The sequence below is a fragment of the Knoellia locipacati genome, from assembly GCF_007992835.1.
Taxonomy (GTDB): domain Bacteria; phylum Actinomycetota; class Actinomycetes; order Actinomycetales; family Dermatophilaceae; genus Knoellia; species Knoellia locipacati.
In genome coordinates this window covers 73,700-93,767 of the sequence record NZ_BKBA01000012.1, presented here as the reverse complement: position 1 = coordinate 93,767, position 20,068 = coordinate 73,700, and the positions used below count along the sequence as shown (strand labels likewise).

24 protein-coding genes are annotated in these 20,068 nt (G+C 71.4%); 13 read left to right on the top strand and 11 right to left on the bottom strand.

Going from position 1 to position 20,068, the window contains the following annotated elements:
- The first annotated feature begins 1 nt into the window (after nucleotide 1).
- Both KLO01_RS15705 and KLO01_RS15700 read left to right on the top strand, forming a co-directional pair.
- Entirely contained in the window at nucleotides 2-511 is a 510-nt protein-coding gene (locus KLO01_RS15705) for an OsmC family protein (RefSeq protein ID WP_147066880.1), read from the top strand.
- Complete coding sequence (locus KLO01_RS15700) at nucleotides 508-723, top strand: hypothetical protein (RefSeq protein WP_147066878.1); 216 nt, start codon at nucleotides 508-510, stop codon at nucleotides 721-723. The genes KLO01_RS15705 and KLO01_RS15700 overlap by 4 nt, the downstream gene beginning before the upstream one ends.
- A 72-nt stretch (nucleotides 724-795) precedes the next feature.
- Here KLO01_RS15700 and KLO01_RS15695 read toward each other — a convergent pair whose 3' ends face one another.
- Nucleotides 796-1,377, bottom strand: a complete 582-nt coding sequence (locus KLO01_RS15695; RefSeq protein ID WP_147066876.1) for a DUF3043 domain-containing protein — start codon at nucleotides 1,375-1,377, stop codon at nucleotides 796-798.
- Between the two features lie 133 nt (nucleotides 1,378-1,510).
- Here KLO01_RS15695 and KLO01_RS15690 point away from each other — a divergent pair, with 133 nt between their 5' ends.
- The 4 genes from KLO01_RS15690 to KLO01_RS15675 all read left to right on the top strand — a co-directional run bounded on the left by KLO01_RS15690 (nucleotide 1,511) and on the right by KLO01_RS15675 (nucleotide 5,504).
- Nucleotides 1,511-2,815: a dipeptidase gene (locus KLO01_RS15690; RefSeq protein ID WP_246136261.1), complete on the top strand. Its 1,305-nt coding sequence runs from the start codon at nucleotides 1,511-1,513 to the stop codon at nucleotides 2,813-2,815.
- Nucleotides 2,816-2,817: 2 nt separating this feature from the next.
- A complete protein-coding gene (locus KLO01_RS15685) occupies nucleotides 2,818-3,873 on the top strand; it encodes a glutathione S-transferase family protein (protein WP_147066873.1) in 1,056 nt (351 codons plus the stop codon).
- Between the two features lie 96 nt (nucleotides 3,874-3,969).
- Nucleotides 3,970-4,527 (top strand): RNA polymerase sigma factor, encoded by a 558-nt coding sequence (locus tag KLO01_RS15680; protein ID WP_222612001.1) that lies wholly within the window; start codon nucleotides 3,970-3,972, stop codon nucleotides 4,525-4,527.
- Entirely contained in the window at nucleotides 4,524-5,504 is a 981-nt protein-coding gene (locus KLO01_RS15675) for a hypothetical protein (protein WP_147066871.1), read from the top strand. The genes KLO01_RS15680 and KLO01_RS15675 overlap by 4 nt, the downstream gene beginning before the upstream one ends.
- A gap of 7 nt (nucleotides 5,505-5,511) precedes the next feature.
- Here KLO01_RS15675 and nadA read toward each other — a convergent pair whose 3' ends face one another.
- Complete coding sequence (nadA, locus tag KLO01_RS15670; protein ID WP_147066869.1) at nucleotides 5,512-6,705, bottom strand: quinolinate synthase NadA; 1,194 nt, start codon at nucleotides 6,703-6,705, stop codon at nucleotides 5,512-5,514.
- Nucleotides 6,706-6,820: 115 nt separating this feature from the next.
- On the opposite strand from nadA, the gene KLO01_RS15665 reads away from it, so the two are divergent.
- Together KLO01_RS15665 and KLO01_RS15660 are read left to right on the top strand one after the other, a co-directional pair.
- On the top strand, nucleotides 6,821-7,984 hold the full coding sequence (locus tag KLO01_RS15665; protein WP_186828084.1) for a glycerate kinase family protein: 1,164 nt from the start codon (nucleotides 6,821-6,823) through the stop codon (nucleotides 7,982-7,984).
- A gap of 118 nt (nucleotides 7,985-8,102) precedes the next feature.
- Nucleotides 8,103-8,483, top strand: a complete 381-nt coding sequence (locus tag KLO01_RS15660; protein WP_147066865.1) for a HesB/IscA family protein — start codon at nucleotides 8,103-8,105, stop codon at nucleotides 8,481-8,483.
- Nucleotides 8,484-8,575: 92 nt separating this feature from the next.
- On the opposite strand, the gene KLO01_RS15655 is transcribed toward KLO01_RS15660, so the two are convergent.
- Genes KLO01_RS15655 through KLO01_RS15645 form a run of 3 tightly spaced genes read right to left on the bottom strand, consistent with a single transcriptional unit; the run spans nucleotide 8,576 to nucleotide 10,192 of the window.
- Nucleotides 8,576-9,301, bottom strand: coding sequence for a flavodoxin family protein (locus KLO01_RS15655; RefSeq protein WP_147066863.1), 726 nt, complete (start codon nucleotides 9,299-9,301; stop codon nucleotides 8,576-8,578).
- A gap of 1 nt (nucleotide 9,302) precedes the next feature.
- Complete coding sequence (locus KLO01_RS15650; RefSeq protein ID WP_147066861.1) at nucleotides 9,303-9,848, bottom strand: hypothetical protein; 546 nt, start codon at nucleotides 9,846-9,848, stop codon at nucleotides 9,303-9,305.
- Complete coding sequence (locus KLO01_RS15645; RefSeq protein ID WP_147066859.1) at nucleotides 9,845-10,192, bottom strand: PadR family transcriptional regulator; 348 nt, start codon at nucleotides 10,190-10,192, stop codon at nucleotides 9,845-9,847. The genes KLO01_RS15650 and KLO01_RS15645 overlap by 4 nt, the downstream gene beginning before the upstream one ends.
- A gap of 126 nt (nucleotides 10,193-10,318) precedes the next feature.
- Between KLO01_RS15645 and KLO01_RS15640 the strand changes: the two genes are divergently transcribed.
- A complete protein-coding gene (locus tag KLO01_RS15640; RefSeq protein WP_147066857.1) occupies nucleotides 10,319-11,299 on the top strand; it encodes a carbohydrate kinase family protein in 981 nt (326 codons plus the stop codon).
- A 10-nt stretch (nucleotides 11,300-11,309) separates the two neighbouring features.
- Nucleotides 11,310-11,996 carry a leucyl/phenylalanyl-tRNA--protein transferase gene (gene aat / locus KLO01_RS15635; protein ID WP_147066855.1) on the top strand — a complete coding sequence of 229 codons (687 nt, stop codon included), beginning with the start codon at nucleotides 11,310-11,312 and terminating at the stop codon, nucleotides 11,994-11,996.
- Nucleotides 11,997-12,000: 4 nt separating this feature from the next.
- Here the strand turns inward: aat and KLO01_RS15630 are convergent, their stop codons facing one another.
- Nucleotides 12,001-12,258 carry a sulfurtransferase TusA family protein gene (locus KLO01_RS15630; RefSeq protein WP_246136255.1) on the bottom strand — a complete coding sequence of 86 codons (258 nt, stop codon included), beginning with the start codon at nucleotides 12,256-12,258 and terminating at the stop codon, nucleotides 12,001-12,003.
- Nucleotides 12,255-13,382, bottom strand: a complete 1,128-nt coding sequence (locus KLO01_RS15625; protein ID WP_147066853.1) for a cysteine desulfurase family protein — start codon at nucleotides 13,380-13,382, stop codon at nucleotides 12,255-12,257. The genes KLO01_RS15630 and KLO01_RS15625 overlap by 4 nt, the downstream gene beginning before the upstream one ends.
- A gap of 60 nt (nucleotides 13,383-13,442) precedes the next feature.
- On the opposite strand from KLO01_RS15625, the gene ctaC reads away from it, so the two are divergent.
- The 3 genes from ctaC to KLO01_RS15610 are packed head-to-tail and all read left to right on the top strand — an operon-like array spanning nucleotide 13,443 to nucleotide 16,527.
- Entirely contained in the window at nucleotides 13,443-14,363 is a 921-nt protein-coding gene (gene ctaC / locus KLO01_RS15620) for an aa3-type cytochrome oxidase subunit II (protein WP_147066851.1), read from the top strand.
- Between the two features lie 4 nt (nucleotides 14,364-14,367).
- Entirely contained in the window at nucleotides 14,368-16,119 is a 1,752-nt protein-coding gene (gene ctaD / locus KLO01_RS15615; RefSeq protein ID WP_371860281.1) for an aa3-type cytochrome oxidase subunit I, read from the top strand.
- Between the two features lie 3 nt (nucleotides 16,120-16,122).
- Nucleotides 16,123-16,527 (top strand): cytochrome c oxidase subunit 4, encoded by a 405-nt coding sequence (locus tag KLO01_RS15610; protein ID WP_147066849.1) that lies wholly within the window; start codon nucleotides 16,123-16,125, stop codon nucleotides 16,525-16,527.
- A gap of 103 nt (nucleotides 16,528-16,630) precedes the next feature.
- On the opposite strand, the gene KLO01_RS15605 is transcribed toward KLO01_RS15610, so the two are convergent.
- From KLO01_RS15605 to KLO01_RS15590, 4 genes are all read right to left on the bottom strand, one after another.
- A complete protein-coding gene (locus tag KLO01_RS15605) occupies nucleotides 16,631-17,950 on the bottom strand; it encodes a threonine/serine exporter family protein (RefSeq protein ID WP_147066848.1) in 1,320 nt (439 codons plus the stop codon).
- 78 nt (nucleotides 17,951-18,028) lie between these two features.
- Complete coding sequence (locus tag KLO01_RS15600; protein ID WP_147066846.1) at nucleotides 18,029-18,382, bottom strand: metallopeptidase family protein; 354 nt, start codon at nucleotides 18,380-18,382, stop codon at nucleotides 18,029-18,031.
- Between the two features lie 12 nt (nucleotides 18,383-18,394).
- Nucleotides 18,395-19,549 (bottom strand): RNA polymerase sigma factor, encoded by a 1,155-nt coding sequence (locus KLO01_RS15595; protein ID WP_147066844.1) that lies wholly within the window; start codon nucleotides 19,547-19,549, stop codon nucleotides 18,395-18,397.
- A gap of 17 nt (nucleotides 19,550-19,566) precedes the next feature.
- Nucleotides 19,567-19,980: a YciI family protein gene (locus KLO01_RS15590; RefSeq protein ID WP_147066842.1), complete on the bottom strand. Its 414-nt coding sequence runs from the start codon at nucleotides 19,978-19,980 to the stop codon at nucleotides 19,567-19,569.
- Nucleotides 19,981-20,068: the final 88 nt, after the last annotated feature.

Genomic DNA, 20,068 nt, shown 5'->3' with positions numbered 1-20,068 from the left:
CATGGCTGACCACACCTATCGCGCCACCCTCGCCTGGGACGGGTCGGAGGGCTCGACCGGCGGTGGCTACACGGCATACACGCGCAACCACGAAGGGGCGGTGCCGCCGGCCGCGGGGTCGTTCGCGCTCAGTGCCGACCCGCACTTCCGCGGGGACGCGACCCGGGCCAACCCCGAGCAGCTGCTCGTCCTCGCCGCGAGCTCGTGCCAGATGCTGTCGTTCCTCCACGTGGCGGCGACGGCAGGGCTCGACGTCCTCGACTACACCGACGACGCCGAGGGGCTCATGCCCGCACGCGAGAAGCCGATGCGCGTCACCCGCATCACGCTGCGTCCCAAGGTCCTCGTCGCCGCCGGCAGCGACGTCAGCCGCTTCGACGAGCTCATGCACGAGGCCCACGAGGGCTGCTTCATCGCCAGCTCGCTCACCTCGGAGGTCGTCCTCGAGCCGACCGTCGAGGTGGCCGGGGCGGCGTCCGCACCGACCACACCAGAGGAGAACGCATCGTGACCGAGGCCTGGACCTGGACCTACGAGGACGCCGACGGCGCTGCCGTCACCGGCGAGCCGACGACCGACACCGCCTTCCCGACGCAGTCGGACGCCGAGAACTGGTTCGGCGAGGTGTGGCGCGAGCTGGCCGAGGCCGACGTCGCCGCGGTGACGCTGCACCGCGACGGCGGACACGTCTACGGACCGATGCCGCTGGACGCCTCGGTCTGACCCCGCCCCTCCCAGCTCATTGCCCCACGAGGAGGCCCGAGGCCTCGTCGTGGGGCAATGAGTCGGGTGCTGTCAGCTGGGGTAGCTGCCGCGCGCCACGATCGGGCGCGGCATCCGGGTGCGCCGCATCTGGAAGGCGCGCATGGCGGCGTAGAAGCCGTCGCCGCGGGCCACCGCGGACTCGCCGAACTTCGCGACGAGCTTCCTCCTCACGCGTCGCCACATGAGGAACGTGTCGATGACGGCGGCGGCGATGAGGCCGTAGACCATGACGAAGACGATGAGCATCGCCCACGACTGACGCACGAACGACAGCGCGAGCACGATTAGCATGACGGGCAGCATGAACTCGCCGATGCCCCAGCGGGCGTCGACGTAGTCGCGGATGAAGCGCTTGGCCGGGCCCTTGTCGCGCGGCGGCAGGTGCGTCTCGTCACCGGTGAGCATGGCCTGGCGCTGCTTGGCCATCTGCTCGCGCCGCTTGCTGCGGTCGGCGTTGCGCGCCTTCTTGCGGTCGGTCTCGACCAAGGGGCGTCGGCGTGCCGCCTCCTGCTCGCGCCGCTTGGGCGTGGGGCGGTTCTTGGCGCCCTCGCGGGACGTCGCGACGGTCTGCTCCGCGAGCTCTTCGTTGGTGGTCTTGCTGCGTCCGAACACCGACTGAGTGTATGCCGTCCGGCTGGGTCCTCCTCGTCGCCTCCCGCTGAGTAGGGTCGGGAGCGTGACCGACTTCAACGACCCGACCGACCACGACGAGCTCTCCGGCCTGCGCGAGACCGTCCGTGGGCTCATGCCGCAGCTGCGCACCGACCTCGAGGCGCTGACCCGGATCCCCAGCGTCTCGCTGCCCGCCTTCGACCAGGCCCACGTCGACGCCTCGGCGCTGGCGACCGCCGAGCTGCTGCGCGCCGAGGGCCTCGAGGTCGAGATCGTCCGTGAGGGAGGGGCGCCCGCGGTCATCGGCCACATCGACGGACCGGAGGGTGCGCCGACCGTGCTCCTCTATGCCCACCACGACGTCCAGCCGCCCGGCGACGACGCCGACTGGGACAGCCCGCCCTTCGAGCCGACCGAGCGCGACGGCCGCCTCTACGGCCGCGGCGCCGCCGACGACAAGGCCGGGGTCATGGCCCACATCGCCGCCCTGCGCGCACACTCCGGGAAGCTGCCGGTCGGTGTCACCGTGTTCGTCGAGGGCGAGGAGGAGGTCGGCTCGGACTCGCTGCTCACCATCCTCGAGCGGCACGGCGACAAGCTCGCCGCCGACGCGATCGTCCTCGCCGACTCGATGAACTGGGACATCGGCACGCCGGCCCTCACGACCACCCTGCGCGGTCTGGTCCGCGTCGTCGTCACGGTGTCCACGCTCGACCACGGCGTCCACTCCGGCATGTTCGGTGGCGCCGTGCCGGATGCGATCACGGCGCTCGTCCGCCTCATCGCGACGTTGCACGACGACGAGGGCAACGTCGCCGTCGCCGGGCTCAAGTCCGGCGAGGCGGCCGACCTCGATTTCTCCGAGGAGCGGCTGCGCGAGGAGTCCGGTCTGCTCGACGGGGTGTCGACGATCGGCTCGGGCTCGCTGCTCTCGCGCATGTGGACCAAGCCGTCCCTCACGACCATCGGCATCAACGCACCGTCGGTCGAGAAGTCCTCCAACACCCTCGTGCCGAGTGCGTCGGCCAAGCTCTCGATGCGCATCGCCGCCGACGAGGTGCCGACCGAGGCGTTCGCCGCGCTCGAGAAGCACCTGCGTGAGCACGCTCCGTGGGGGGCCAAGGTCGAGGTCACGCTCGACGACCAGGGCTCAGGGTTCGCCGCCAACGCCAGTGGCCCGGTCTACGACCAGGCGCGGGCGGCCTTCGCCGACGCGTGGGGCACTCAGCCGGTCGACATCGGCGTCGGCGGGTCGATCCCGTTCGTCGCGGCGTTCGCCGAGCGCTTCCCGGACGCGGCCATCCTCGTCACCGGCGTCGAGGACCCGGACACCCGCGCCCACGGCGCCAACGAGTCGCTGCACCTCGGCGAGTTCGAGAGGGTGTGCGTGGCAGAGGCCGTCCTCTTCGCGCGTCTCGGCGCCATGGGGAGGGGCTGACCATGGGCACCGACGGCACCACGGACACCCGGCAGGGCACCTACGTCGAGGCGGACTACAACCGCGACACGGCATACATCGAGGACCGCATCACGCGCGGGGGTGAGCAGTGGCCCGTCGAGGCGGGGCGCTACCGACTCGTCGTCGCGCGCGCCTGCCCGTGGGCCAACCGCGCGATCATCGTGCGCCGGCTGCTCGGGCTCGAGGACGCGATCTCGATGGGCATCTGCGGTCCGACGCACGACTCGGACTCGTGGACCTTCGACCTCGACCCCGACGGGCTCGACCCGGTGCTGCGGATCCCGCGGATCAAGGACGCCTACCTCGCGCGGTTCCCCGACTACCCCAAGGGCATCACCGTGCCCGCGATCGTCGACGTGCCGAGCGGGGGAGTCGTCACCAACGACTTCCCGCAGATCACCCTCGACCTCTCCGGGGAGTGGACCGAGTTCCACCGCGACGGCGCCCCCGACCTCTATCCCGAGCACCTGCGCGCCGAGATCGACGAGGTCAACAAGCGCGTCTACACCGAGGTCAACAACGGGGTCTACCGCTGTGGGTTCGCGGGGACCCAGGAGTCGTACGACGCTGCCTACGAGCGGCTCTTCACCGCGCTCGACTGGCTCGAGGAGCGCCTGTCGACCCGCCGCTACCTCGTCGGCGACACGATCACCGAGGCCGACGTCCGGCTCTTCACGACCCTGGCACGGTTCGACGCGGTCTACCACGGCCACTTCAAGTGCAACCGGTCCAAGCTCACCGAGATGCCGGTCCTGTGGGCCTACGCCCGCGACCTCTTCCAGACGCCGGGCTTCGGTGACACGACCGACTTCGTGCACATCAAGAGCCACTACTACGAGGTCCACCGCGACATCAACCCGACCGGGGTCGTCCCGGCGGGGCCGGACCTGTCGGGCTGGGCCGAGCTCCACGGGCGCGAGTCGCTCGGTGGGCGGCCGTTCGGTGACGGCACCCCTCCCGGCCCGCCGCCGGAGTCCGAGCGGGTCCCGACCGCGCACAACCCCCACATCGGCGCGGACGGCCTCATCTCGCTCTGACCCCGGCAGGAGCACTGGCAGGACCGCTTGGCGCTCGAGCGGTGCCAGTTCGCCTCAGCGGTCAACCTTGTGGTCCGCCGGTGCGACTCTGCTGGTGTGAGTCCACTCCTGCGAGCGGTCGGTGAGCGAGGGCCCGGTGCCCCCGCCACCGACCTCGAGCGCGAGGAGGCGCTCACCGTCCTCTTCCGGACGCACTGCGCGGACCTCACCCGCCTCGGCTACGCCCTGACGGGGGACCGGGGAGCGGCCGAGGAGGCCGTGCAGGACGCCTTCGTCTCGCTGCACCGTCACTGGCGGACGCTGCGCGACCGGTCGGCGATCCACGCCTACCTGCGGGCCGCCGTCGTGAACCGGTGCCGGTCCGTGCACCGGGACCGCGCCCGACGGGTGCGTGCGACGGAGCCGCTCCGGCCCGAGCTCGTGGCCCTGCCGGGCGCGGAGGACGAAGCCCTGGCCCACGAGGCCTCGCGGCGCATCGTCGAGCAGGTGCGCCACCTGCCCCAGCGCCAGCGTGAGGTCATCGTGTGCCGCTACTACCTCGACCTCACCGAGCGGCAGACCGCCGACCTGCTCCAGATCTCGGTGGGGTCGGTCAAGAAGCACGCGAGCCGAGCCCTGGCCGCCCTGCACGACCGGATGGGGGTGGCGCCATGAGCACGACGGAGGCGCGGCTGCGCGAGGCGCTCCACGACGCGGTGGACGCGCTCCCGGTTGCCGACGACGACGTCGCCCGGATGGAGCGCGACCTCGTCGCTGCCCTGGCCGGTCCCGGACGCAGTCCGGTCGGGTTGCGGCACCGGCGCCAACGGTGGGGTCTCGTCGCCGCCGCCGCGGTCCTCGCAGCGGCCGTCGCCGGTGCACTGGCCGTCACCGGGGACGACAGGGGGTCCGAGAGACTCCCGGCCCGGCCGCCCACCACGGACCGCCCGCTGGTCCCGGCCGAGCTCGTGGGCACGTGGCGGACCGTCCCCGACAACCGTCGGGTCTGGGCGTTCGTCGCGGACGGCCGCGTGTCGGTGGACCCGACCGCCGGCGACTTCCTCGAGGCGGACTTCAAGGACCGGGTCGTCACGCGCTCGGGTGACCTCTACACGGTGCACACCGAGGACGGCTGTGATGAGACGGTGCGGATCAGGATCGTGGCCCCCGGGTCCGCCGCGCTGTCCGGACAGCGGACCACCTGCGACCCGGCACTCGGTCCGGAGACCGAGGAGACGCTCCTCGAGCGCGTCTCGCCGCAGCCCTTCCTCGGTGGGGAGCTCGGCCGGCCCCGACCGTCGACCGAGCCGGGCTTCCTCCCGCAGTCGACCTTCGTCGAAGGCGTGTGGCTGCACGTCGAGAGCGGGACGCTGCTGGCCATGGGACGCCCCTGGCGGGGCGAGCTCCTCCGCTACGTCCTCGACGACGACGGCGACGGGAAGAGCGACCCCGACCAGTCAGGGCGCGTCGTCATGCCCGGGGCGGGCCCTCCCGTCTTCCAGCCCGATGCGGCAACCGGGCCGCCGCCGTGCCACCTGGCGTTCACCTCGCTGGTCATCCTCCACGACACGATGACGACGCGGACGCCGCCCGGCGCCTGCCTGAGGACGCGTGGCGCGGGTGCGAGCCAGACGTGGGTCCGGATCGCCTGAGGACGCGTCAGTCCTTGGAGGTCTCGCCCGGCAAGGCGAGCATCTGGTCGAGAGCCCGACGGGCGTCGGCGGCGACCTGCTCATCGACGCGGATGGCGTTGACGACACGACCGTCGACGAGGGACTCGAGCGCCCACACGAGGTGCGGGAGGTCGATCCGGTTCATCGTCGAGCAGTAGCAGACGTTCTTCTCGAGGAACGCGATCCGCTGCTCGGGGAACATCTGGGCCAGGCGCTGGACGAGGTTGAGCTCGGTGCCGACCGCCCACGCCGTGCCGGGAGGTGCCGCGGCGATGGTCTGGATGATCTTCTCGGTCGAGCCGACCTCGTCGGCGAGCTCGACGACCTCGTGACGGCACTCGGGGTGGACGATGACCTTGACCCCGGGGATCTCGGCGCGCGCGGCAGCGACGGCCTCGGTGGTGAACCGGCCGTGCACCGAGCAGTGCCCGCGCCACAGGATCATCCGGGCCGCCTGCAGCTCCTCGACCGTGAGGCCACCCATCGGGCGGTGCGGGTCCCAGACCACGCAGTCCTCGAGCGAGCCGCCGAGGTCGCGCGCCCAGGTGTTGCGCCCGAGGTGCTGGTCGGGGAGGAAGAGGACCTTGCCCGTGCCGTTCGTGCCGCCGGTCTGGTCGAGCGCCCACGTCAGGGCCGTCTTCGCGTTCGACGACGTGCAGATCGTCCCGCCGTGCCGGCCGGTGAACGCCTTGATCGCCGCCGACGAGTTCATGTAGGTCACCGGCACGGTGTCGTCGGCGACCCCGGCGGCGACGAGCTCGTCCCAGCAGTCCTCGACCTGCGCGATGGCGGCCATGTCGGCCATCGAGCACCCGGCGGCGAGGTCGGGCAGGATCACGGTCTGCTCGTCGCTCGTGAGGATGTCGGCCGACTCGGCCATGAAGTGCACCCCGCAGAAGACGATCCACGGCGCGTCCGGGCGGGCGGCGGCCTCCTTGGCGAGCTTGAACGAGTCGCCTGTGACGTCGGCGAACTCGATGACCTCGTTGCGCTGGTAGTGGTGACCCAGGACGAAGACCTTGTCGCCGAGCGCCTCCTTGGCGGCGCGGGCGCGCGCCACGAGGTCGGGGTCGGAGGCGGCCGGCAGGTCGCCGGGGCACTCGACGCCCCGCTCGGAGTGCAGGTCGCGGCCCTGGCCGAGCACGAGGAGGGGGAGCGGAGCGGCAGGCGTCGTCGTCACGGCACGATCGTATGCCGGTGGCCTCGGCTCCCGACGCCGGTCGCCCGCCGCTGCGCTCCCGGCCCCGGAGCCGCCGTGCTTCCGGCGGCGGAACGGACCCGATACCGTGCGTGCCGTGCACGTCGTCATCGCCCCGGACTGCTTCACCGGAACCCTCACGGCCACCCAGGCGGCGGAGGCCATGGCCGCAGGGTGGCACGACACCGCGCCCGGCGACGCCCTCACCCTGCTCCCGCTGTCCGACGGCGGCCCCGGCTTCCTCGACGTCCTCGGGCGAGCGCTCGAGGGCGAGACCGTCGCCCTCACGGTGAGCGACCCGGTCGGCCGCGAGGTGCCCGCAGCGGTCCTCGTCGTCGAGCACGAGGGTGGGCGGACGGCATACGTCGAGTCCGCGCAGGCGGCCGGCCTGCACCTGCTCGCGGCCGACGAGCGCAACCCGGCCCTCACGAGCACGTGGGGCGTGGGTCAGCTCGTCCTCGCCGCGCTCGAGGAGGACGTCGACCGGATCGTCGTCGGCCTCGGGGGCAGCGGAACCAACGACGCGGGCGCGGGACTGCTCGCCGCGCTCGGCGCCGGCCCCGCGGACGTCCTCGCCCGCGGCGGCAGTGCGCTCGCACAGGCACCCGACGACGCGCTCACGGGGCTGCTCGCCGCCCGCGACCGCTTCTCGGGCGTCGACCTCGTCGTCGCCACCGACGTCGACAACCCCCTCCTCGGGTTCAAGGGTGCGAGCGCGGTGTTCGGCCCGCAGAAGGGCGCCTCGCCCGAGCTCGCCCAAGAGCTCGAGGGGGCGCTCGGACGCTTCACCGAGATCGTCGCCCGCACCCTGCCCTCACCCCTGGACCTGCTCACGGGCAGTCCCCGCCGCCTCGAGCGCGAGCCCGGCGCGGGCGCCGCGGGCGGGCTCGGCTACGCCCTGTTCCTCCTCGGTGGACGGCGGGTGAGCGGGGTCGACCTCGTCCTCGACGCCGTCGGCTTCCACGACGTCGTGCGAGAGAGCGACCTCGTCGTCACGGGTGAGGGCACCTTCGACTGGCAGAGCCTGCAGGGCAAGGTCGCGGCCGGTGTCGCCGTCGCGGCGCTCGAGGCCGGCCTCCCGAGCGTCGTGCTCGCGGGTCAGGTCCTCGTGGGCCGTCGCGAGACGATGGGGCTGGGGATCAGCGGCACGTATGCCGTCGCCGAGACTCCCGAGGAGGTCGACGCGGCGCTGCTCGACCCCGTGGGCACGCTGCGCGCCCGTGCGGCGCGGGTGGCCAGGACGTGGTCCGCTGGTCGGTGACGACGGTGGGAAGTCGTATCCTGAAGTCACGCCCGGGAACAGATCGTGGCCGCCGACAGTTGCGACCACATGCAGCACCCTTGACCACCCGAGCCCCGACGCAGCACAGGAGTCACCCATGAGCGAGCTCGACACCACGACCACGACCGTCGACGCGGCTGCCGAGGCCCCGGCCCACGGCGTCCTCCTCACCGACCTCGCGGCCGGCAAGGTCCGTTCCCTCCTCGAGCAGGAGGGTCGCGACGACCTGCGCCTGCGCGTGGGCGTGCAGCCCGGTGGCTGCTCCGGCCTCATCTACCAGCTCTACTTCGACGAGCGCTCGCTCGACGGTGACCTGGTGCGCGACTTCGACGGTGTCGAGGTCGTCGTCGACCGGATGAGCGGCCCCTACCTCGAGGGCGCCACGATCGACTTCTCCGACACCATCGAGAAGCAGGGCTTCACCATCGACAACCCCAACGCGGGCAGCTCCTGCGCCTGCGGCGACTCGTTCAGCTGAGCCGCACCCACGGCATACATCGAGGGCCCCTCACCACGTGGTGAGGGGCCCTTGGCGTATGACGTGCGCTCAGTCGCACGTGCTGTGGTCGGTCAGCGGTACTCGGGGTTGGGGTGGTCGAAGTTCGCGCCCCGGTCCCACTTGACCCGCTCGTTGCCGCCGGTCGGGAAGCCGCCCTGCTGCTTGAGCAGCCACGCGAGGTGCATGAGGTTCCACGTCATGAAGGTCGTGTTGCGCTGGGTGAACTCGTTCTGGGGGCCCCCGCTGCCCTCGTCGAGGTAGGACGGGCCCGGGCCGGCCTCGCCGATCCAGCCGGCGTCGGCGTTCGGCGGGATCGTGCAACCGAGGTGCTGGAGGCTGTAGAGGACGTTGGACGCGCAGTGCTTGATGCCGTCCTCGTTGCCGGTGATGATGACACCGCCGACCTTGCCGTAGTAGATGTACTGGCCGTGGTCGTTGGTCAGCCCGCTCATCGCGTAGAGGCGTTCGATGACCTGCTTGGTGATGCTCGAGTTGTCACCGAGCCAGATCGGGCCGGCGATGACGAGGATGTCGCTGGCGAGCACCCGCTCCCAGATCTCGGGCCAGGCGTCGCTCTCCCAGCCGTGCTCGGTCATGTCCGGGTAGACGCCCGTGGCGATGTCGTGGTCGACGGCGCGCAGCACCTCGACCTCGACGCCGTGCTTCTCCATGATCGCGGTGCTCACGTCGATGAGGCCCTGGGTGTGGCTCGTCTCGGGTGAGCGCTTGAGGGTGCAGTTGAAGACGAAGGCCTTGAGGCCGGTGTAGTCGGCGTCCTGCCAGCGGGGGGAGTCCATGTCAGGCACTCTGCTCGCTCGACGCGTCGTGGACAAGAGCAGGGCGCCGACGGCGCAGGAGCCGCCACGGCTGGGCCACGAAGAGGAAGACGAAGAGCGGTCCGGCGAGGAGCTGCCAGAGCGGCGAGATGCTCGCCTGGAGGGTGCCGGGGGAGGACTGCACGGTGAACGTCGTGCCGAACCACGGGAAGGGGTGCACGTCGACGGCCCGCGTCACCCCCGCGGCCTCGACGCTCTGGACGATGGTGAGGCTCGTGACGAGGAGCCACGCGACGAGGAGCGCCAGCGTGGCGGCGCCCCAGATGAGGCCCTGGGACCAGCGTGGGCGGGACGGGTCGGTGTCGGTCGCGGCATACGCGAGCTCCTTGGGTGAGCCGATGCCGAACAGCGCCCGCGTCGTGCCCACGTCGGCGCTTGCCTCGGTGAGGTTGGCGCGCAGCTCGCGGCGCAGGTCGCGGCGCCGCGACCCGCGCACGCCGCGCATCTCGAGCCAGAAGTCGTAGCGCGCGACGGCGGTCTCGATCCGGGTGCGGTCGATGAGGTTCATGCGGTCTCCCCTGCGGTGAGTGTGGCGGCGGTGGCGGTCTGCACGGACTGGACGAGGTCGGTCCACGCGGTGCGCCGGGCGGCGAGCTCGGCGTGCCCGGCATCGGTGAGGCGGTAGTACTTGCGGGCGGGGCCGGCGTCGCTGCGGACGAGGTGGGAGTCAAGGAGCCCGGCAGCCTCGAGGCGGGTGAGGCCGGGGTAGACGGTGCCCTCGGCGAGGTCGTCGAAGCCGGCGGCACGCAGCTGGGTCACGAGCCCGTAGCCGTAGTTGTCGCCGGTCGACAGCACGCTCAGGAGGAGGAGCCCGAGGACTCCCTTGAGCATCTGCGGGTCATGTGCGGGCATGGCTCCACTGTGTCGCCCAGTACTATGCGATGTCAAGTACCTGACGATGTGGAGTTTGAACACCCGGCCACAGTGGGGTTTCCGGCGGGGGAGTGGCGGGGCTCGTCGACGGGGTAGGTTGCCGTGGTGCGCATCGCAGTCACCGGGTCCATCGCGACCGACCACCTCATGACCTTCCGGGGTCGGTTCGCCGACTCCCTCGTCGTCGAGCAGCTCGACAAGATCTCGGTGTCGTTCCTCGCGGACACCCTCGAGATCCGCCGAGGGGGAGTCGCCGGCAACATCTGCTTCGGCATGGCCGTCCTCGGCCAACGGCCGCTGCTCGTGGGCGCGGCCGGTGAGGACTTCGGCGACTACCGCAGCTGGCTCACCCGCCACGGCGTCGACTGCGAGCACGTCCACATCTCCGACACCAAGCACACGGCGCGCTTCGTCTGCACGACCGACGACGACATGGCCCAGATGGCGACGTTCTACGCCGGGGCCATGAGCGAGGCCCGGCTCATCGAGCTCGGCCCGATCGCCGCCGACGGTCTCGACCTCGTCCTCGTCGGCGCCAACGACCCGGACGCGATGCTGCGCCACACCGACGAGTGCCGCACCCGCGGGATCACCTTCGTCGCTGACCCCTCGCAGCAGCTCGCCTTCGCCGACGGCCCCTTCATCCGCACGCTCATCGAGGGCGCGGACTACCTCTTCACCAACGAGTACGAAGCGCACCTCACCGAGCAGAAGACCGGGTGGAGCGCCGACGACATCCAGGCGCAGGTGACGACCCGCGTCATCACCAAGGGCAAGGACGGCGCCGTCATCATCACCCGCGGCGAGGACCCGATCGAGGTCCCCATCGCCGGTGAGACGCGCCGCGCCGACCCGACGGGTGTCGGCGACGCCTTCCGCGCCGGCTTCCTCACCGGGCTGTCGGCCGGGCTCGAGCACCGGCGCTGCGCCGAGATCGGATCGCTCCTCGCGACCTACGTCCTCGAGACGATCGGCACCCAGGAGTACGTCCTCGACAAGAAGGCGTTCCTCGACCGCCTCGCGCAGGCCTACGGCGACGACTCGGCCGCCGACGTCGAGCCGCACATCACGTGCGCGAGGCCCTGACCTCCCGGCCGTGACCGTCCCGTTCCCCCCTGTCGAGCCGCCCGCGGGCGAGTGGGCGCTCGGCCAGCTCCGCCCCACCGACGACGAGGACCTCGTCGCGGCCGGTGCGGACCTCGCCCCCGGCACGCTGCTCGCCGCCTACCGAGCCGGGCTCTTCCCCATGGGTCTCGGCGAGCACGGCACGCGCCCGATCGGCTGGTGGTCGCCCGACCCGCGCGGGGTCCTGCTGCCCGGCGGCTTCCGGGAGCGGCGCTCACTGACCAAGGCCCGGGCCAAGTTCGAGATCCGGGTCGACACCGCGTTCGTCGACGTCATGCGACGCTGCGCCGACCCCGAGCGTGAGGGGCGCTGGATCACCGACGAGATCGTCACGGCATACACCGAGCTGCACCGGCTGGGCTGGGCCCACAGCGTGGAGGCCTGGCGCGACGGCGCGCTCGTGGGAGGGCTCTACGGCATCGCCATCGGCGGCCTCTTCGCCGGTGAGTCGATGTTCCACTCCGAGCGCGACGCGTCCAAGGTGGCCCTCGCGGCGCTCGTCGACATCGTCCACGCCGACGGTGACGAGCGACGGGTCATCGACGTGCAGTGGGCGACCGAGCACCTCGAGCGGCTCGGCGTCGTCGAGTGGCCACGCCGGCGCTACCTCGACGCCCTCCCAGCGGCCCTCGCAGCCCCGGCCGTCCGCTTCGGCTGAGCACTCAGCCGAGAACGACGGCGTATGCCGTGTGCCCACCTCGCCTCTCGAGCGTCACCGTGTGCCCGCGCATCCGGGTCCAGGCCGGGATGTCGGACTCCGCGGCGGGGTCGTCGGCGAGGACGTGCAGCGTCGTGCCCGCCGGCAGGTCGCGGGCCAGCCGGGCGAGCCGGATGACGGGCAGGGGGCACTTGAGGCCCCGCGCGTCGAGGTCGGGTGCCGGGTCGTCGGAGTCCTCGACGGGTCCGATGGGAGGGCTCACAGGTCGCCCACCCCGAGACGGGCCCGCAGGTCGGCCACGACAGCGGGCAGCTCGCGGCACAGGCGCTCGACGTCGTCGGCACGCTCTGGACGCACCGCCTCGAGCGGGAGGGTGACCCGGACGTTGCCGTGGGTCAGCGCACCCATCGCGGCCAGGACGTGGCTGGGCTCGAGCCGGCTGGACGTGCACGCCGAGCCGGAGGCGACCGCGACCCCCCTCTGGTCGAGGGCGTCGACGATGCTCTCGCCGTCGACGTAGAGCGCGCTGAAGGTCACGACGTGGGGGAGCCGGTCGTCGGGGTCACCGACGACCTCGACATCGGGTACGGCTGCGGCTGCCGCGCGGATCCGCTCGGTCAGGGTGAGTGCCGACGCCTCCTCGGCGGCCTGCGCGTGGAGCGCCTGCTGCCACGCCTCGGCCGCAGCCAGGACGAGCGGCACCCACGGGTCCTCGACCTCGCGCCCGTGCTCAGGCTCCCAGCGGGGGCCGGGGAGGTCGAAGCGAGCCCCCGTCCGCACCGCGAGGACGCCCACGGGTGGGCCGGCCACCGTCGCGGCGTCGCCGACGAGCGCGTCCCACGAGCCGGGCGTCGCGATGCGACCGAGTGATGCGGTGCCGTCGAGCAGCAGCGGGACCGAGGCCTCACGGCACACGTCGTGGAGCGCAGCGACCGGCTGCACCGTCCCGACCTCGCCGTTGGCGTGCTGGAGGGCCACGAGCGCGGTGGGGCCGGTGGCCAGGGCCATCCCGAGGGTCTCGGGGGAGATGCGGGCGAGACGGTCGACGGGCAGGGGGACGCTTGCCGGGTCCGCCTCGTGGGCCTCGTGGAGCAGCACGGCCCGGTCGACGGCCGACGTCACCAGCCGCTCGGCGGTGCGCCGACGGGGGTGCCTCAGTCCCGCCACGCCGACGCGCAGGGCATGGGCGCCGCTCGGGTGGAACGACACCTCGTCGGGCCGGGCCCCGATGGACGTGGCGATGCTCTCGCGGGCGCGGTCGAGCAGGTGGCGGGCCTGGCGGGCCTCCCGGTGCAGGCGCCGCGGGTCCGCCCAGCCGGCGTCGAGAGCGGCGAGGAGGGTGTCTCGAGCAGCAGGGTGCAGAGGGCTGCGGGTGGCGTCCAGCACAGGTCGACCGTAACGCCACCCGTCCCATGGAAGTTCCGCCCCATGCACTAGTGTTTGGTCGTGTTCCAGCAGACGACGCAGGAGGGTGCCACGGTGCGCCAGCACGACCACTTCAACCCCCGCCCACGAGGCCGCCGACTGGCCCTGTGGGCCGCTGTGGCCGTGAGTGCGATGGTGACGCTCAGCGGGTGCGAGCTGGGCAAGTTCGAGAACGGCTTCCTCCCCCAGGGAGTGACCGAGAACTCCGAGCGCGTGCGCGCCCTGTGGATCGGTGCGTGGATCGCGTGCCTCGCCGTCGGTGTCCTCGTCTGGGGTCTCACCGCGTGGTGCATCGTGGCCTACCGCCGCCGCCGCGACGACAACGAGCTCCCCGTCCAGCTGCGCTACAACGTGCCGCTCGAGATCCTCTACACGATCGTCCCGATCTTCATGGTCGCCGTGTTCTTCTTCTACACCGCCAAGGACCAGTCGGCGCTGCTCGACACGTCCAAGGACCCCGCCGTGACGGTCAACGTCGTCGGCAAGCAGTGGTCCTGGGACTTCAACTACGTCGAGGCGGACGTCCACGAGGTCGGCACGCAGGCCATCCTCACCGGTGAGCCCGGCGCCGAGGAGACCATCCCGACCATGTACCTCCCGGTCGGTGAGCGGGTCGAGTTCGTGCTCACGTCGCGTGACGTCATCCACTCGTTCTGGGTCCCGCAGTTCCTCCAGAAGCTCGACATGCTCCCGGGCAAGGTCAACAAGTTCCAGGTCGTGCCGACGGAGGAGGGCACCTTCAAGGGCAAGTGTGCCGAGCTCTGCGGCGCCTACCACTCCCAGATGCTGTTCAACGTCAAGGTCGTCCCGCGTGCCGAGTTCGACGCGCACATGGCCGACCTCAAGTCCCAGGGTCAGACCGGGCTCCTCGGCACCGACCTGAACCGCGAGGGTCTCGTGCCGGGCGAGCAGGAGCTCCTGCCCGAAGAACTGAGGAAGTAAACCCATGAGTGCCGCAACCGAAACCCGCACCATGCTCCGTGAGCGCGAGACCGTCCGCCACGCGCGGGTGTCGCCGGGCGCCACGGTCGTCAAGTGGATCACCACGACCGATCACAAGGTCATCGGCAACCTCTACTTCATCACCTCGTTCGCGTGGTTCCTCATGGGCGGCCTCATGGCGCTCATCATCCGCGCCGAGCTGTTCCAGCCGGGGATGCAGGTCGTCGACAACCCGGAGCAGTTCAACCAGCTCTTCACGATGCACGGCACGATCATGCTGCTGCTCTTCGCGACGCCGCTGTTCGCGGCCTTCGCCAACGCGCTCATGCCGCTCCAGATCGGCGCGCCCGACGTGTCGTTCCCGCGGCTCAACATGTTCGCCTACTGGCTCTACCTCTTCGGTGGCCTCATCGCCGCCGGTGGCTTCCTCACGCGTGACGGCGCGGCCGCCTTCGGCTGGTTCGCCTACACCCCGCTGTCGGACGCGTCCTACAGCCCGGGTGCGGGTGGCAACCTCTGGGTCTTCGGCCTGGCGCTCGCCGGCTTCGGCACCATCCTCGGCTCGGTCAACTTCATCACGACCATCCTGACGATGCGCGCCCCCGGCATGACGATGTTCCGGATGCCGATCTTCGTGTGGACCGTCCTCATCACGTCGATCCTCGTGCTCCTCATCTTCCCGGCCCTGGCCGCCGCGCTCTTCGCGCTGGGTGCCGACCGCCGGTTCGGTGCGCACATCTTCGACCCCGCCAGTGGCGGTGTGATGCTCTGGCAGCACATCTTCTGGTTCTTCGGCCACCCCGAGGTCTATGTCATCGCGCTGCCGTTCTTCGGGATCATCTCCGAGATCCTCCCGGTGTTCTCGCGCAAGCCGATCTTCGGCTACAAGACCCTCGTCTACGCGACCATCGCCATCGCCGCGCTGTCGGTGTCGGTGTGGGCCCACCACATGTACGGCACGGGTCAGGTGCTCCTCCCGTTCTTCGCGATCATGACGATGCTCATCGCGGTGCCGACCGGCGTGAAGTTCTTCAACTGGATCGGCACGATGTGGGGCGGCAAGCTCAGCTTTGAGACGCCGATGCTCTGGGCCCTCGGCTTCCTCGTGACCTTCCTCTTCGGTGGCCTCACCGGCGTCATCCTCGCCAGCCCGGCCCTCGACTTCCACCTCACCGACAGCTACTTCGTCGTGGCGCACTTCCACTACGTCGTCTTCGGCACCGTCGTGTTCGCGATGTTCGGCGGCTTCTACTTCTGGTGGCCCAAGCTCACCGGCCGGATGCTCGACGAGACGCTCGGCAAGGTCCACTTCTGGATGCTGTTCATCGGCTTCCACACGACCTTCCTCATCCAGCACCTGCTGGGCATCTGGGGCATGCCGCGTCGCTACGCCGACTACCTCCCCGAGGACGGCTTCACGTTCGCCAACCAGGTGTCGACGGTCGGTGCGTTCCTCCTCGGCGCCTCGATGATCCCGTTCTTCTACAACGTCTGGAAGACCTGGCGCTACGCGCCGCTCGTCGAGACCGACGACCCGTGGGGCTACGGCGCCTCGCTCGAGTGGGCGACGTCCTGCCCGCCGCCTCGCCACAACTTCAACTCCATCCCGCGGATCCGCTCCGAGCGCCCCGCCTTCGACCTCAACCACCCCGAGGCGGCCCCGGCCGGCTACGAGCGGTCCGGTCTCGTGCGGGCCATGGGCGCCGCGGACCTCGGTGACGAGTCGATGTCCTCGACGACCAAGAAGGAAAGCTGACCCATGCTGGCAATGGAACGGATCGGCTACCTCTTCGGTGGCTTCGCCGCCCTCATGGCGGTCGTCTACGGCGTCTGGAACGACTTCACCGAGCCCGTGGGTGTCGTCGGGCTGACCCTCGGCGCCCTGCTCGGCTTCATGATCGCCGGCTACCTCAACATCACCCGTCGCAAGCTCGACGGTGTCCCGCCCGAGGACGACCCCCTGGGCGAGATCAGCGACATCGCCGGTGACTACGGCTTCTTCAGCCCGCACAGCTGGTGGCCGCTGTGGCTCGCGGCCTCCTCGGCGCTCATCTTCCTCGGCCTGGCGATCGGCTGGTGGCTCGTCGCCCTCGGCGCGTTCTTCACGATCCCCGCGCTCGTCGGCTGGGTCTTCGAGTACTGGAAGGGCCCGCACGCCCTCTGATCCCCCACTCTCGCGCACCGTGCGAACAGGACCGGCCCCGTCTCTTGACGGGGCCGGTCCTGTTGTCGCTGCGGTGGTGTCCCGGGTCGGCGGGCGAGGTTCGTCAGGCCTGGGAGCGCCGACGCCGGGTCGTCATGAGCCGGCGAAGGTGGGGCAGCCCCAGCTGACGGGCCAGCCGGCGCAGCGGCGCGGCGAGAGCGGCTCCGACGATGACGCCGAGGGCGATGGCGGCGACCACGACGACGACATCGGCCAGGGCGGTGGCTGCCTCACCGGCGCCGACCTCGAACTGGGCCAGCGAGATGAGCCCCAGCGAGCCGGGGACGAGGAGCCAGAAGCTGGGCAGGAAGGTCACCATGCGGGGCAGCTCCGGACGGACGTACTCGAGCAGCGTCGAGAGCAGCGCGGCGACGACGGCGCCGACGAAGGCGCCGGCCCAGCGCGTGTCGACGACCGCGACCGTGAGGGCCTGCGCCGTGAAGGTCGCCAGGATCGCAGCGGCCAGCCACGGGGCCTGACGGACCGGCACCGACTCCAGGAGCGCGATCGCGACCGTGACGACAGCCAGTCCGAGCAGGGGTGCCCACCAGCCGGGGCCCTCGGGGGCAGAGGTGTCGAGCAGCACCGCCGGGCCGCCGACCACCGCCAGGGCGGCCCCGACGCCGAGGACGAAGAGCAGCAGCTGGACCAGCCCGAACGCGAGGCGCGAGCTCCCGGCCACCATGGCCCCGGCGGCGAGCTCGGTGAGCCCGGTGACGATGAGGGCTCCGGGCAGCAGCACCGCGATCGGAGCCACGAGACTGCGCAGCGGGGCGTCCAGCCACCCCTGGTCCGCAGCGAGGAAGGCCAGGAGCGCCACGACGAGACCGGCGACGAACGGCGTGAGCGTGCGAAGGGCGCTCCCGCGGCTTCCCAGCCGGACGAAGACCGGGGTCAGCGCGGCGACGGCCACGGTGAAGAGGAAGGTCGCGAGCGACGGCGCGAGGATGAGCCCGATGCCCACGCCGGACAGCATCGCGCCGGCGACGAACCCGACCGTGCGGTAGCGGTGCGGCTGCGCGCGGAGCCGGGCGAGCTGCTTCAGCCCGGCCTCGGGCGTGGTGCGACCGGTCCGGAGCCCGACCTGGAGGGCAAGGACGTCGGCGAGCTGGTCCAGCCGCAGACCTCCATCGACCTGCTCGAAGGTGGACGCATCGCCCGACCGGAGCGAGACCATGAGTCCGGTGGGGGAGCAGGCGACCTGCGTGCCCGTGTGTCCCAGGGCCCGGGCGACGTCACGCACGTCCTCCTCGACCTCGTGCACCGGCATGCCTCCTGCGAGGAGCCCGGCACCGACCCAGGCGAGCAGCCGGCGGTCACGGACATCGTCGACCGGCGTGGGCCGGGAGTTCCAGGAGTGCCGGGAGTCGGCGGGGGTGCTCACCCGAGAACCGTATCCGCCGGGTCCGGCCAGCGATGCGGTGTCCGTGGGACGACGGCCCGACGGCCCGACGGCCCGGCGTCAGCCCCAGCCGAGCTCGTGCAGGGCGGCGTCGTCGATGCCGAAGTGGTGCGCGATCTCGTGGACGACGGTGATCGCGATCTCGTCACGCAGGTCGTCGAGGTCCTCGCACATGCGCGTCAGCGGACCACGGAAGAGCGTGATCCGGTCGGGCAGGTTGCCCAGCCCCCAGCCGGCGTCGCGCTCGGTGAGCGGCACACCGTCATAGACCCCGAGCAGCTCGGGGTCGTCGGCCGGCGGCTCGTCCTCGACGAGGAAGACGACGTTGTCGAGCATCGCCATGAGCTCCTCGGGCACCTCGTCGAGCGACTCCTCGACGATCGACTCGAACTGCTCCGGGGCGACGGCATCCACGGCCCCAGCCTGTCACGCCCGGTGCAGCCGCTGGTGCACCCGGGCTGCCTGGCGGGTGAGGTGGTCGCGCTCGGCCGCGCTGGCTGCGGAACGGGACGCGACGGCATACAGGCTGTGGGCGGTCTCGAGGTCTCCGGCACGCTCGTGGAGGTGGGCACGCACGGCCGTGTGTCTCGGCACCGAGTCCGGCACCCGTGCCACCGCTGCCAGCCCGGCACGCGGGCCGTCGACCTCGCCGACGGCGACCGCCCGGTTGAGCTCGACGACGGGGGTGGGGTTGAGCTCCATGAGCAGGTCGTACCACTCGAGGATCTGGGGCCAGTCGGTCTGCTCCGCGACCGGTGCGTCGGCGTGCAGCGCTGCGATGGCCGCCTGCACCTGGAACTCCCCGAGCCGGTCGAGCGACAGTGCGCTCTGGAGGATCTCGACACCCTCATTGATGAGCCCGGTGTCCCACCGGCTGCGGTCCTGCACGTCGAGGCTGACGAGGGCGCCGTCGGGTGACCATCGGGCCGGCCGGCGCGCATGGTGCAGGAGCATGAGGGCGAGCAGACCGGCGACCTCCGGCTCGGGCGCCGACGACAGCAGCTGACGGGTGAGCCGGATGGCCTCGTCCGCGAGGTCGACCTCGCCGCTGTGCCCCTCGTTGTAGATGAGGTAGAGCACACGCAGCACCACGGCGAGGTCACCGGGCTCGGTGAGACGTTCCCGCGACAGCGTGCGCTTGGCACGGGAGATCCGCTGGGCCATCGTCGACTCGGGGACGAGGTACGCACTGGCGATCTGACGCGTCGTGAGGCCTCCGACGGCGCGCAGGGTCAGGGCCACGGCCGACGACGGCGAGAGCGCCGGGTGGCACGCGAGGAAGAGCAGGAGCAGCGTCTCGTCGGTGCCCGTGACTGGGCCCGGATCGGGCTCGAGGTGGTCGGCGACCTCGCGCCGGCGCCGTGAGGACTCCGAGCGGACGACGTCGAGGTGCTTGCGCCACGCCGTGGTGACGAGCCAGGCGAACGGGTCGCGCGGCGTGTCCTCCCCCCAGCGCCGGTGCGCCTCGATGAGCGCCTCCTGGACGGCGTCCTCGGCCGAGGCGAAGTCCGCCCCGCGTCGCACGAGGACGCCGAGCACCCGTGGACCGAGGTCCTTGAAGAGCGCGCCCAGATCGGTCATGGCAGGCGTCTGGCGGCTCAGGCGTCGACCTGCGGGACGTCGGTGAGGAAGGGGCGGACCTCGAGCCACTCCTCGAGCGGCACGCCACCGGGACCTGGCGCCGAGGAGAGGAAGGCGGCGACCTCGTGGGCCCGCTCGAGCGAGTCGACGTCGATGGCCATCCACCCGGCGATGAGGTCCTTGGTCTCCGCGAACGGACCGTCGGTGACCGGCGGCCGGCCCTCGCCGTCGTAGCGCACGAAGCTGCCCTCGGGGGAGAGGGCCTGGGCGTCGACGAACTCACCCCGCTCCTTCAGGGTGTCGGCGACGTGCTGCATGAACGCCATGTGGTCGGTGACCTCCTGCGGGGTCCACTGGTCCATCGGGACCGTGCCCTGCGGCCGGCGCTCGGGTCCGCCGACGTAGTGCTTGAGGAGCAGGTACTTCGCCATGGTCTCTCCTGGGTTCGGTGGCGGCCTCGTGACCGCCGACACCACGGGGACGGAGCCGTATGCCGTTCCTCGACATCCGCGGACCGCG

Coding starts and splice junctions, on each gene's coding strand:
- ctaD (WP_371860281.1), top strand. CDS start 14,368: ATGAGTGCCGCAACCGAAACCCGCACCATGCTCCGTGAGCGCGAGACC.
- KLO01_RS15590 (WP_147066842.1), bottom strand. CDS start 19,980: ATGGCGAAGTACCTGCTCCTCAAGCACTACGTCGGCGGACCCGAGCGC.
- KLO01_RS15610 (WP_147066849.1), top strand. CDS start 16,123: ATGCTGGCAATGGAACGGATCGGCTACCTCTTCGGTGGCTTCGCCGCC.
- KLO01_RS15685 (WP_147066873.1), top strand. CDS start 2,818: ATGGGCACCGACGGCACCACGGACACCCGGCAGGGCACCTACGTCGAG.
- KLO01_RS15595 (WP_147066844.1), bottom strand. CDS start 19,549: ATGACCGATCTGGGCGCGCTCTTCAAGGACCTCGGTCCACGGGTGCTC.
- KLO01_RS15650 (WP_147066861.1), bottom strand. CDS start 9,848: ATGAACCTCATCGACCGCACCCGGATCGAGACCGCCGTCGCGCGCTAC.
- KLO01_RS15660 (WP_147066865.1), top strand. CDS start 8,103: ATGAGCGAGCTCGACACCACGACCACGACCGTCGACGCGGCTGCCGAG.
- KLO01_RS15655 (WP_147066863.1), bottom strand. CDS start 9,301: ATGGACTCCCCCCGCTGGCAGGACGCCGACTACACCGGCCTCAAGGCC.
- KLO01_RS15645 (WP_147066859.1), bottom strand. CDS start 10,192: ATGCCCGCACATGACCCGCAGATGCTCAAGGGAGTCCTCGGGCTCCTC.
- KLO01_RS15675 (WP_147066871.1), top strand. CDS start 4,524: ATGAGCACGACGGAGGCGCGGCTGCGCGAGGCGCTCCACGACGCGGTG.
- KLO01_RS15690 (WP_246136261.1), top strand. CDS start 1,511: ATGCCGCAGCTGCGCACCGACCTCGAGGCGCTGACCCGGATCCCCAGC.
- KLO01_RS15705 (WP_147066880.1), top strand. CDS start 2: ATGGCTGACCACACCTATCGCGCCACCCTCGCCTGGGACGGGTCGGAG.